At 46.1% G+C, this 12,537-nt stretch carries 10 protein-coding genes; all 10 read right to left on the bottom strand.

From position 1 onward, the window contains the following. The coding region (locus tag ASG89_RS26855) for a hypothetical protein (protein WP_200963559.1) at nt 1-275 on the bottom strand (275 nt) is incomplete at its 3' end. Between the two features lie 443 nt (nt 276-718). Beyond that, nucleotides 719-1,210: hypothetical protein (locus tag ASG89_RS26845; RefSeq protein ID WP_235549946.1), on the bottom strand; the 492-nt coding region annotated here is incomplete at its 3' end. A 379-nt stretch (nt 1,211-1,589) separates the two neighbouring features. Continuing rightward, on the bottom strand, nt 1,590-2,501 hold the full coding sequence (locus ASG89_RS26840; protein ID WP_057314163.1) for a family 43 glycosylhydrolase: 912 nt from the start codon (nt 2,499-2,501) through the stop codon (nt 1,590-1,592). 124 nt (nt 2,502-2,625) lie between these two features. Continuing rightward, nucleotides 2,626-5,004 (bottom strand): alpha-L-arabinofuranosidase C-terminal domain-containing protein, encoded by a 2,379-nt coding sequence (locus ASG89_RS26835; protein ID WP_057314162.1) that lies wholly within the window; start codon nt 5,002-5,004, stop codon nt 2,626-2,628. 52 nt (nt 5,005-5,056) lie between these two features. Further along, nucleotides 5,057-5,980, bottom strand: coding sequence for a carbohydrate ABC transporter permease (locus tag ASG89_RS26830; protein WP_057314161.1), 924 nt, complete (start codon nt 5,978-5,980; stop codon nt 5,057-5,059). 13 nt (nt 5,981-5,993) lie between these two features. After that, complete coding sequence (locus ASG89_RS26825) at nt 5,994-6,965, bottom strand: ABC transporter permease (protein WP_057314160.1); 972 nt, start codon at nt 6,963-6,965, stop codon at nt 5,994-5,996. Between the two features lie 81 nt (nt 6,966-7,046). Then, nucleotides 7,047-8,717 carry an extracellular solute-binding protein gene (locus ASG89_RS26820; RefSeq protein ID WP_057314159.1) on the bottom strand — a complete coding sequence of 557 codons (1,671 nt, stop codon included), beginning with the start codon at nt 8,715-8,717 and terminating at the stop codon, nt 7,047-7,049. 112 nt (nt 8,718-8,829) lie between these two features. Next, nucleotides 8,830-10,284 carry a response regulator gene (locus tag ASG89_RS26815; RefSeq protein WP_057314158.1) on the bottom strand — a complete coding sequence of 485 codons (1,455 nt, stop codon included), beginning with the start codon at nt 10,282-10,284 and terminating at the stop codon, nt 8,830-8,832. A gap of 16 nt (nt 10,285-10,300) precedes the next feature. Then, nucleotides 10,301-12,016, bottom strand: coding sequence for a sensor histidine kinase (locus tag ASG89_RS26810; RefSeq protein ID WP_057314156.1), 1,716 nt, complete (start codon nt 12,014-12,016; stop codon nt 10,301-10,303). Nucleotides 12,017-12,357: 341 nt separating this feature from the next. Then, nucleotides 12,358-12,483: a hypothetical protein gene (locus tag ASG89_RS38295; RefSeq protein ID WP_268795667.1), complete on the bottom strand. Its 126-nt coding sequence runs from the start codon at nt 12,481-12,483 to the stop codon at nt 12,358-12,360. Between the last annotated feature and the right edge of the window lie 54 nt (nt 12,484-12,537).

Here is a 12,537-nt window from a genome sequence, read left to right as displayed (position 1 = left end):
TCGAAATTCATCGCCGCTGCACCCAAATGAGTAAATGTGTTGCGTTCCAACCTTACATTTTTAACAGCCGAGAAGTTGATATTGGCTGCCGTTTTGTAACTATCGTTTCCTCCTCCACCATTAACACCGTAATATAGCATGCCTGCCTGTCCGGGAATATAACCTTCCCCGGTGCTCGTTCGCAACCAAGTCGCATAGGCGAAGGTGATGCCGTAAAATTGCACGTTATGCAACGGAGCAGCATAGGTCCCTGCTGCGTTTAAAAGCTCTTCCAAAACCGGCGCTACGACTGTAGCCGTCGATATGTTTTCATTCGCAAGAGGCTTGTATTAGAGATAGCCGGCAGTACGATCCAGATACCATTCGCCTTCCGAATCGAGCAATTCATAGGCATTCTCAACCCACGACGGTACCCCGAAGTTGTTAGACCCTTGCCGGCTGCCATTTTTCCAGCACGGGAACTGCATGTTAACAGAAGTCCCGGAAATGGAGGAAACGTCGCAACGATAGCTTTTCCATTGTACATTGGAAACGATTTCAATATTGCTTTTGTTGCCCCAGCTGGCCATTGTTGAATCAGGGGCGAAAAAGCCGTTGCTCATTACCGACCAGCCTGCYGGATTCAAGGCGCCTTTGGCGCGGGTCGCGCGTACGCCGTTTACATAAAGCTGCCGGGTATTGAGTGAAGTTCCCACGTTAGCCCGATATATGTTTTTCNGGCGCGGGTCGCGCGTACGCCGTTTACATAAAGCTGCCGGGTATTGAGTGAAGTTCCCACGTTAGCCCGATATATGTTTTTCACGCTGTCATATTGCGACCAACCTGTAATTTGCTGGCCTCCGCTGATGACAGGATGTGAACCGGGATCCGCTTGATAAATTATGTTGTAGCCGTTCGTTCCCGAATCATGTACAGTCGCGCTTTCCGTTAACTGAAACGTGGAAGATAACGAATAAGTCCCATCCAACAAGCTAATGATAATATCTCCAGTCATATTACCATTTACAGTGCGGGCTTGATCTCTAGCTCCTTCAAGGGAACATGGCGAAGCCTGACTGCAAACAGTGCCGCTTCCGGTCGGTGAAGCATAAAGCGTTGTCTGAACTGCGGCTACTGCCTGATTGGGAGTAACAAAAGTTGCGAAACCACTAAAAGTTAACAATATGGCAAGAAAAGCAATAAGCGTTGGTTTCCATCTTCTTACTATCATTTCGATTCCTCCATAAGTATATTTGGGTAGGGGAAATAATTTGAAACCGAATTTCTCATCAGTCGCTTATCAATTCTGTGACGTCTATACCGGCATTAAAACGTTTGATCTGCCTATGCACATGATTCAGGTTGAATATATTTGTTACTATTTGTTACATGAAAATGTACGTCTACTGAGCTTCGGGGATAACACCCAAAAGTGCGCTAAAACCCTTACTTAGCTTACTAGTCATGCGCTTGTTAAATTCCATTGTATATTTATTCATGGACTGAACCAAGTACATAGGCAGAACGTTTGATTTCTTTGGGACAGTGAATCCGAAATTTTAGAGAAAACCTTCAAAAGAAGCATAAACGGCTATCGCCATCTTCTGGTGCTAAAAGCTTGGTGATAACTTAAGTTGAAAACTCTCGTTCCTGTCGCAAGTCAATAGGCCGTCAACGACGTCCAGTCTCGCAACTTGTATCGAGGTACGGCGACATTGATAGGATCCGTCGTCGAACCCGTCCACCCTGCCTGGATGAGTAAAATAAAAGATATAAGCTTGATCTCCTTGGACGACCACGTCTGCGTGAAGGCCGATCGTTCCGTCTTCCTCTCGCATGCCGGGTTGGTCGAGAATACGCCCTTGCCGCTCCCATTTCTCCAAATCATCGGAGCGGTACACGCCTTGTCCTTTCCCATCGTCTACAATAAGCCAATAATATCCTTTAAAGTGAAACACATTCGGTCCTTCGTGGGTTGTTTCGGTGATTACCGGTCCAATCGGCTGCCAATCATACAAATCCTTGCTCTCCGCAGCATAGGTATGACTCCACTGCTTAAACCACATTCGAAACGTGCCGTTCGGCAGCTGGTACACACAGGCATCGATCACGTTCTCCTCACTAATTCCAAGCGTGGACTGGAACTTCCAACGAATAAGGTCGAGGCTTGTATAATGCCTGATACGAGCCGTGCCCGTCCAATCTTCCGCTACGCCGAGGATATAAGTGACATACATATGGTACAGCCCATCATGCCAAATGATTTCAGGCGCCCAGAACGTATTTCTGCCCCATTCTGTTTCGAGACCTTCCAAGGTTCCCCTGTATAACCAAGTTGATCCGCCATCCGATGAAGAAGCCACACCGAGATCGGTGCCATGCACCCATCCGAATTTCGGACCTTCCTGCGTTGCCCTGCGGTTTGTGTAAATCATCCACCATTCCTTAACTTCTCTGTTCCAAATAACGACCGGATCCGCTGCTCCGTCATAAATGGGGTCCCTAAACATTGGCGATCTCATTCCTGCTCGACTCCCTTATCAAGTATTGTATGTTCGAAACTCATTTGCGCTTACCTTGCTCCTGCAGCCAAACGGCAGCTGCGCCATGGTCATGGTATCGCCTGTGTGGCCTCTTTCAGTCAAATCACTTCACTCTAAACACAGTTACAGAATGCTTTGGAAATTCGTAAGGAAAACTGCTGCTTTCCGCACTTAATTTCTTCTGTTTTGGCAATATCCGCTCAGGCGACGTAAAGCTGTTTTCGTCATCAAGTTCGTGGCCGGACAGCTCGAACACCTCAACGTTCAGCGGAGCTTTTAACATATCCTCCAGAACAATCTGTGCGTTGACGGTTTGCTCCTGCACATTTACAACCTTAACAATGACGTCCCCAGTGGAACGTTCGACGCTTGCCGAATAATACAGAGGCTCGATCACGGGAAGCTTGTCTTCCGTTTCGTTGAATAACACGCCGTTGATCCAAGTGCGGATCCGTCTTCCCGATACTTCCAATGTCAACTCGTATTCAATACCGGGCTCTACGTTAAACATACTCTGGGTCAAGGTCGAGCCTATGCCATTCACTCTTGAATTCAGCAAGGAATCATCGTTCATCCACCCGCCGAAATCCCAATACAATTGGTTTTTATCGTCGCTTTTGCCGAAGTAAAGTTTGAAGCCTTTGGGCCCGCTGATTTTTCGGGCTTTCAGACTGAGCGTGTAATTCACCCAATCCGTTTCTCCAAGTTCCAACGTTCCTGCAGGAATTCCATTCTGAAGATCCTCTTGGGTATGGGAAAGCTCGGCTGACGATCCGTGTAACTCCTTCGTTTCTCCGTTATCGTTGTTAACCAGCTTCATATCCCAATATCGGAAGGAGCAAAGTTCGGTACTCAGCGCAAAAGCCCCGTTGATCGGCTTCGACACCTGTTCCTGTTTTTTCTCCAAGCCGGTTGCATCAATTTTCACCAGATGATCGCCTTGATGATTCATAAACAGCTTTTGCACGTAATAATTGGCCGTTCCGTACACTTCATGATTGTTGAACCAAATGAGGTCCGGCTTCCAATTGACGTATTCGGCATGGCAGAGCATTGGCGCATAGCAGGCCAGTCCCACTGCATGGGCGTTCTTTTCCAAGCCGGTCATGAAAGCAGCTTCTACCAGAGCGTTATAATACCTGTTTCCCCACGTGGCATATTCGCCCAAAAACACTTTCGGGTCGTCGGCCTTGAAGTCGTCGTAACGGTGATAATGTGCCAGGAACCAATCCGGCGACATATAATAGTGTTCGTCCACCAGATCCGATTTGTTTTCCCGTGCGGATTTCCAGCCGCGTTCGTATTCGCCGCCCGCCGCAAACGGACCGGCGGAGTTGATGATTTTGATATTCGGATACTTCTCATTGATCGCTTTATGGAAGTAGTCGTAACGTTCGAAAAACGGCTCTCCAACTTCCTCGTTGCCGATACCGATGTACTCCAGGCCGAATGGCTCCGGATGGCCCAGCTCCGCCCGTACGGTCCCCCATTTGGTGGAAGGATTGCCATTGGCAAATTCAATCAAATCAAGAGCGTCATCAATCCATGGCTGCAGCTCGTCCAGCGGAACGATTCGCTTATGGTGAGGATCATATCCGCCCGGCAGAATCGGAATCGGTTTGGCGCCAATATCTTCGCAGAACTGGAAATATTCATAATAACCCAAACCGAGTGTCTGATTGTACTTCCAATTATTCCGTCTGGCCGGTCTTTGTACGATATCGCCTATCGTATTTTTCCAGCGGTACATGGAGTTTCGATCATCGGGATTCAAAGAACCGTCATGAATCAGGCAGCCTCCCGGAAACCGCATGAACTTCGGTTTCAGCGCTGCGATCAGCGATGCAATGTCTTCTCTCAAGCCGTTCGTCCTGTTGCGGAATGTCTTTTCCGGAAAGAGGGATACCATATCGAGATAAAGCTTTCCGTTTCCTTTTGTAACAATCACTAGACGGTTGCCGGCAACAGTGGTATTGGCTGTGATGATCGCTTCATATTGGGTCCATTCGGAGGAATGCACCACGATAGAAGCTTCACCGTGAACGGCACCGTCCTCGCCTTCAATCATTACTTGAACCGCCTCGTCAAAGCTGGCATCCCGCCGTGCATAAACCGAGAATTTGTAATTTTCCCCTTTTTTTAGATGAATCCCCTTAAATCCCAGGTTCATGATCCCAACGCCATCGCCCTCGGAGATAATTTCAATGACAGCATAATGCTTGTTACGCGGGTGTAAAGGATGGCTGTCTTCTACGGTTATTGCCGACTTGCCGCCGCCGCGTTCGACTTTTTCCCAAGCCGTTAAGGCATGGTACTCTACACGATCTATCGGATCAAATTCAAAAGAACGGTTTTGAACAAGCTCCGCATAAAGTCCACCGTCCGCCGCGTGATTCAAATCCTCGAAAAAGATGCCGAACAGGTCACCTAATTCTGCACCCCGATCTTGTGTGTATATTTTTAACACCGGTTGATCTTTCATCTCTGTATTTTCTCCTTTTGATTGCCTGAGTACTTGAGTTAGGGCATTCCGGTCATCCTTTTATGGATCCGAGCAGAACGCCTTTGGCAAAATACCGCTGCGCAAACGGGTAGATAATAATCATCGGAATCGATGCGATGACCATCGTCGCCAGTTGAAGAGTCTGCGCCGAAACCATTCCAGAACCTTGAGCGCTCCCCAGCAGATCGGCCACTTGCGGATTGTTTTGTAGTACCGAATTGGACAACTGTTCAGCCGCAGAGCTCGTCTGCAGCAATTTCAAAATCATATACTGCAACGTTTGCAAATTGCTTGATTGCGTGAAGTACAATGTTGTCCCGTAGTCATTCCATATGTTGACTGCCGAGAAAACGGATAACGCGGCCAAAACCGGCTTCGACAGAGGCAGAACGATTTGGAAAAAGATCCTGAATTCACTGGCTCCATCCATTTTTGCCGACTCAAACAGAGAGTCGGGAATCGCCTTGTAGTTTGCAATAAGAATGATTACATTAAAAAAACCGCCAAATAGTGAAGGGATAATATATACCCAATAGTTATCGTACAGCCCCAACCAATTGATCAGCAAAAAAGAAGGAATCAGGCCGCCGCTAAAATACATGCTGGTAAATCCGATGGCCGCATACCACTTCTTTCCTTGCAAATATGGCCGTGAGAAAGCGTAGGCAAACATTGCCGTTAAAAGAAGGGAAACTGCCGTAACGATAACGGTCCGCGATACGGTGATCCATAACGCCTGAAGCAGTCCGGGATCCAATAAAACGGTCCGCCAGCTTACCCATGTAAATTGCCGGGGCCAAAGAATTAACGGCCCCCGCATCAAATCCGACCCGTCGTTCAAGGAACTGATGACCGCATACCAAAAAGGATAGATGGTCGCAAACATCAGGACAATCATGAATACGATATTAAATGCACGGAAAACATGTTCTCCAAGAGACTTGCCTCCAACCATAATGCACGCCCCCTTAGAAAAGACCCGACTGTGTCAATTTTTTTGATGCAACGTTGGCTCCGAACAGCAGCACCAGCGCAAGCACCGACTTCATCAAACCGATTGCAGTCGCCATAGCAAATTGGAAATTTAGAAGACCCGTCTGATACAAGTACGTATCGATCACCTGGCTGGCGCTTATGTTAAGCGAATTTTGCAAAACGTAAATCTGGGTAAAGTTGTTGTTCAGCATGCCGCTTACAGCGAATATAATCAAAATCATAACCGTCGGCATAATCGATGGAATCGTGATGTGCAGCATTCGTTTGAAACGTCCCGCACCATCGATGGCGGCAGCCTCATACAAGGACTGGTCAACGCCTGCGATAGCAGCCAAATACAGAATCGCTCCCCAGCCTAGATCCTTCAATAAACCTGTCCCAATCGCAAGGCCCCAGAAATAGCTCGGATCGCCCAGAAATTGAATCGGCTTGTTCACGAGATGGAACTCCATCAACAAATAATTGACAATGCCGCCTTGGGGATACAGTATGGAAATAAACAAACCGCCGTAAATAACCCATGATAGAAAATGCGGCAAGTAAGTAACCGTTTGAATCAGCGATTTGAATTTGGTGCTCGTAATCTCGTTCAGCAATAAAGCGAACAAGAGCGTTACAGGCAATCCCACTAAAGAGCCGATCACGTTAATTCCAACCGTATTCTCTAACATCGGCCAAAACTGGAAATTGTCAAAAATAATAGCGAAATTTTCAAAACCGCTCCATGAACTTGTGAAGATCCCTTTAACACCGGTAAATGGATCATACCTCTTGAATGCCATCAATAGACCGAATAACGGACTAAATTGAAATATGGCAATTAAGAGAACGGACGGCCAAAGCATGATCTTCAATTCTAGCTGCGTTCGCAGATCGTGTCCCAGAACATGCGCTTTTCTTTTTTTCACGCCATCCAATCCGGCACTTATCGTAACAATTTTCATCTGTATGCTCCTCCTCCTAGCCGATTAAATGGGATAGTGCCAAAGCGCTTGCCACTTTGGCACTATCCATTGATTCATTGATTACGAATTGACACCTACAACAGTTATTCCAAAGTCTTTTTCCTGCTTATGGAACTGTTCATTTTTTTTCGCATCGATATCACTCAGACCAAGCTGCTTCAACTTGCTTATCATATCGTTGTAGAATTGATTCATAGCGTTTGCATCCTTCGCCAATATAATCTTGGAAATCTGGGCTAGCTTATATTGATCGATTTGCACCTGATCGTTTGCCATTTTGCTGCCGGCTGGAATGAAATCGCTTGGCATAGCTAATGCTGAAGTATCATAAATGGTCGACTTCTTCGCAGCAGCCGTCCCTACCTGCATGGCCATCAAAGCGTCTGGGCCGACCCTGTTTTTGGGAGCCTCTGTCGCATGGTCATGCCAAGCGGTATTGTGGAAAGGCCAAAAAGCAAACACTCCCGTTTTTGAGTAATCCTTAGCCTCTTGCACTCCTAGCTCGGTTTGGGCAACGAGACCGTTGTTGAGGTTGTAGCCCTTGCCTTCGAACCCATAATAGTTGAGCAGAAGCCCTTCATTGCTGGTCATATAATCAAGCCATTTGGCAATACGCTCCGGATTCGCGGCCGTCTTGGAAATTAAAGTCTGCATCCAGCCAGTTGTAGTCTTTAAATTCCGTCCTGCAACGGGCTTCGTGTTCTGGTTTGACAAGATCGGACCCGGCGATACCCAAGTCAGACCATTAATGCCTTCGGAAAATTTGGTAGCAGGCGTACCCCCAATAAAGCAAAATACTCGACCTGTTGAAGCAGCAGCCGATATACCATTGTCATCCAAGGTCATTTGACCCGGATCAAAGTAGCCTTCTTGAGCTGCCTTGAACATGAAATCCAGCACATGCTTCGTTTCAGGAGCAAAGATTTTATCCCGGTAATTGCCAGCCTTGTCCACCTCCATAGCGCCAAAATGATCCTGAAGCGTAGGGAGTGTCGCAACCTGGTAATTCTTACCATGGACTAGCAGCGGAATGACCGGTGCGCCATTGACCTTCAACTCCTTAACTTTCTTGAAAGCCGCTAATAAGTCGTCCTCGGTCTTGATATCCGAAACGGATATGCCAGCCTGCTTCATGATTTGCTCATTAAATATCACCGCATTATTATTACGGAATTTGGCCGCGTCGGAATAAAATTCACTTGAAGCAGGATAGATTTCCCTTGCGTCCGTCGAGTTCATATGGCTCGGAAACGCAAACCAACCACCGTCCCGTGCAATCAACGCTTGTTTCATGTCATGCGGAAAATTCGCCAGCAGCGTCGAAGAAGGATCGTACTTCTTCAGAAACTCCTCCATATTCCAGACTTTACCGGAATCAATCAACTTTTTGACCAATGTGCCGTCAGTGACCGTAACGATATCCGGAAGCTTCTCCGAAGTCGCGAGCATCAGACTGAGCTTCGTACCGCCGTCCTGCGCTGGAATGTTAAAATCAAAAGTAAGTCCGGTCTTCTGCGTAATGGTTCCTTCTACGCTATTCGGATCGGTGTTCCAAGGCGAAGGCGGATTCCAGAAGCTTGCATCCGAAAACCAAACTAATTTAGTCGGCGCTGACTGAGCCGTTGCGTTTGGCGTGGCGCTATTGCTGCTTGCGCCCGGTTTGGCGGAGCTGCAGCCCGACAGTGCTACTGTTCCCGCTAACGTCAATACTGTAAACATTTTTAACTTCATACTAGACGATCACCCCTATAATTTATTTGGCTGGTACATCTCAATCTTAACCTGAACCACTGATCTGACATATGCTTACCTTTTTTTTATTTAGGTGTAGATTTTTGTAGCGCTATTCTTTTCGATGTTTGCTCGGTGTGATGCCAAAGTGCTTTTTGAATAGCTTGTTAAAATGAAAATAATCTTTATACCCTACCCGTTCTACAATTTCCTGTATCGATAGCGATGCATCGCCAAGCAATTCCTTGGCCAAATTCAATCTCTTGGCCACTACGTAATCCGAATAAGTTGTACCAGTCTCCTTCTTTATCAAGGCGCTTAAATAACCGAGGCTGATATTGAATTGCCTGGATAACATGCTGAGCGAAATATCCTCCGTATAGCTGGAATCGATGTAATGGATGATTATCTTCACCATCTCTTTGGAAATGAGCTGCTCTTCGCCGGGCTGCCGCTCAAAGATGACTGTGATTCTTTCAAAGAGCTGCTGAACCGACTCGCTGGTTCGAACGATTTGGGAATAAGTCAAGTATTCAATACCGTGAACAAGATCACTATTACCGTAATATTTGTAAACGAACATGACAATCTGATTGTAGATCATGGAGATTTGATCGATCGGCATGCGCCGGGCCACACATTCCTCGCATAGCTCGTCCAGACCTTGCTCAATAAGGTCCCGTTTATGTCCTTTTATTGCCTGTTCGAGCTTAAGAACCAGCCTGCTCAACGCTGCAGTGTGGTCTGTTGCTTTATATTCGGTTATCCGTTGCTCCGGCAGGAAGCAGGAACTGGACAGGGCGATATCCGATTCCTGATATAGTTTGCCGATTGGCGACGAGTAAACCCCGATGCTGCCGAATCCTATATATTCAACTTCGGCAAGATGGATCGAAACGAAATCGAGCAAGCCAACCGGATTTTTATGTTCGTCATAATTGATCAGATACGACATTTTATTAAGCCCAGTGCGGAAGCGGATCCATTGAATATCGTTCATTGCCGCATTCTCGCGGACAGCATCCCATCCCGATAAATGCAGATACAGACAGCTGATAAAACGGAAGTGGGGAAACTCGAATGCCAATTCTCTGTTGATTAAGAAATTGCTGATTTTGATGTTGTTGTCGGGTTCAATCAGCTCAAACAGATCGTCCAGAAGCAGATCCAACTCTTGATTTGCAGTATGCTTCGCGAATACCTCGTTTTTTAACCGCTGCAAGGTCTCGGTCAGCTTGTTTTTATCAACCTGCTTCAGCAAATAGTCGAAGGCGCCGAGCCGGAGCGCTTTTTGCGCGTATTCAAACTCCGCATAGCCGCTGACCAGGATTACTTTCGTTTGCAGCCCCTGAAGGTTAATGCTCTCGAGCAGCTCGATTCCGTTTAATCCAGGCATACGGATATCTGAGATCACGACATCAGGTTTCAGTTTCGCAATCGCTTCCATAGCTTCAATTCCGTCATAAGCTTCACCAATTACTGTGTATCCTTGGCTTTCCCAGTCGATCAATGCTTTCAGCCCCTTTGCAACCCAAGGCTCATCGTCAACAATCAATACACGATACATGGTTCGTTCCCTCCATTCATTTCGACTCTTCACTCGCTAGGATGGAAATGCTAATAATGGTTCCCTCGTTTAATTGACTTTGAATCTTCATCTCGGCCTCATTGCCGTAAAACAATTTTATTCTTCGATAAATATTGGCAAGTCCGATTCCCTGCTTGGCATCCGTCGCAGCTTGTACAGGCGCTTCGGAATTCTTCAAGTGTTGATGCAGTTCCTGAAGCTGGCTTTCATCCATCCCGCTGCCGTTATCTTGAACGATATATTGGACCCGATTGTTCGTCAGCAGTTGTACCGTGATCTGAACGATACCATCGCCTCTTTTTTTCTCCAAGCCGTGAAAGACAGCATTCTCGACAATCGGCTGAAGCAGCATTTTCAGTGACTTCATGCCGCGCAAGCCTTCATCCGCTTCGATTTCCACCCGGATTCTCCCCATAAAACGGAACCCGATAATTTTGGCATATTCCTGAACATGCAAGATTTCATCCTGAATCGTCACGAAATCGTTTCCTTTTACCGAATATCGGAACATATTGGATAATGAAGCCGTTATTTCTGCAATATCCTCGACTTTATTGTAAAATGTCAAGGCGCGGATACACTCCAAAGTATTATACAAAAAGTGCGGGTTAATCTGATTGCGGAATGCCGATATTTCCATCTGATTTTTCGCAATTTCAATCTCATACATTCGACTTTGCGTCAATTGAATTTCTTTGCCGAGGGAACCGATTTCGTCCAGCATTTTATTCAAATTGGCTGCAAGCACGCCGATTTCGTTATGGTAGACGATGTTGAAACGTGCTACTCCTCCCCTTTTCGGATAGGACCGCATAAAATCCATCAGGTCTTTGATCGGCCTCATGATTCGGGTGAAAAAGAGCAGCAGGAATAAGCCGAGCAGGCAGATCATGACCAGGTATGTCGCGATATTTAATCTTTGCACCATATTTAAATCCTGCAGCAGCTCGTCCTTCGGAATGGCGCTGATCAGCTTCCAGCCGGTATTGGACAGCGTCACCGTCTGCACGATATACCGCTTATCGTTCTTCCATTCAGCCAAGTCGACTGTATTGATGTTGGGCTCAGTTCCTTCACTCGCCATGATTTTGTTATTTTGATCGAGGAGCAGGAACCGGGAATTGGGAGTGATTTTTGCACTCTTCAATATGCTGTTGAAATTGCTTACATCCATAATAAAAATGCATGCGCCAATGTAATCCGAAACCTGGGCGCTCTTCAGATTATAGATCGGAACGGCGATAGTATAATAAGAATCGTTGGTCGATATGATGCCGGAATACTCGGTCGATTGAACTGGGAAGTGTGTGGAATAGTCGATTCCAGAACCGGTGTTGGCCATCATCGTTCCTTCGCTGTTATAAAGCCGGATGCCTCTAATATTTTCTTTCAGCGACATCGTGTTTGCAAACATCGATGTCACTTCATCATTCATGAAAACGACAGACAGTTTATCCTCCGATTTCAACAAGGTTTGAATCGTCGGACTGTACAGTATCGATGTCGAGATCCCCCCCATGTCCGAGTAAAAGCTGGTCATCTTTTCTTCAACCTGAAGCAAAATTTTATCGACAGAGTCCGTGACCTTTCTCTCTACAATCTGCTCCGCAATTTGATTCGAGATGACGAATGAAATCAGCAGAATGACCAGCATCATCAATACCAAAAATAGAATTTGTCTGCTCAAACTAAGCTTGCGAAACCGGTCCATGTTGTCATTCCCCGCTTTTATTTTAATAATACCATTATAAATGAAAGCGTTTTCAAGACAGTAATAAATGTCTCGGATAGCGAATTCCACTCAACAAAATATTTATGTAGATGGGCGGCATAACGCCAAACGAGTTTCGAAAAAATCATTCGTATCACTATGCTGATTCTTAAAATATGTCGAATTTTACCGCTTTCCGCATGGAAGCCAATATGACCGTTTTTCTATCGCGAGATAATTTCTTTACAATTCGGCATTGGCATTGTGTAATTCAGTTTTGATCTCCAACACATTAGCGAATACTTCTTGAGATCTTCTTATTGTATAATCCCGATGCTCTGCTATTCCAAGGTAAACTTTCTCGTCTCTTGCCCAAAACATTGCCCCAATTGTGTTATGATTGCTGTCTCGCCATAAATGATGCTTCGACTGTTATGATCAATCATGATTGCCAAAGATATATTCATAATTGACGCAATCTCCTTTTTTATAATGACGTCATTTAGTGGTTTAAGTCGAGC

Source organism: Paenibacillus sp. Soil766 (assembly GCF_001428105.1).
Taxonomy (GTDB): Bacteria; Bacillota; Bacilli; order Paenibacillales; family NBRC-103111; genus Paenibacillus_E.
Note: the sequence above shows the minus strand (reverse complement) of the source record. Positions and strands in the feature narration are given on the sequence as shown.

Coding starts and splice junctions, on each gene's coding strand:
- ASG89_RS26810 (WP_057314156.1), bottom strand. CDS start 12,016: ATGGACCGGTTTCGCAAGCTTAGTTTGAGCAGACAAATTCTATTTTTG.
- ASG89_RS26815 (WP_057314158.1), bottom strand. CDS start 10,284: ATGTATCGTGTATTGATTGTTGACGATGAGCCTTGGGTTGCAAAGGGG.
- ASG89_RS38295 (WP_268795667.1), bottom strand. CDS start 12,483: ATGAATATATCTTTGGCAATCATGATTGATCATAACAGTCGAAGCATC.
- ASG89_RS26820 (WP_057314159.1), bottom strand. CDS start 8,717: ATGAAGTTAAAAATGTTTACAGTATTGACGTTAGCGGGAACAGTAGCA.
- ASG89_RS26840 (WP_057314163.1), bottom strand. CDS start 2,501: ATGAGATCGCCAATGTTTAGGGACCCCATTTATGACGGAGCAGCGGAT.
- ASG89_RS26830 (WP_057314161.1), bottom strand. CDS start 5,980: ATGGTTGGAGGCAAGTCTCTTGGAGAACATGTTTTCCGTGCATTTAAT.
- ASG89_RS26825 (WP_057314160.1), bottom strand. CDS start 6,965: ATGAAAATTGTTACGATAAGTGCCGGATTGGATGGCGTGAAAAAAAGA.
- ASG89_RS26835 (WP_057314162.1), bottom strand. CDS start 5,004: ATGAAAGATCAACCGGTGTTAAAAATATACACACAAGATCGGGGTGCA.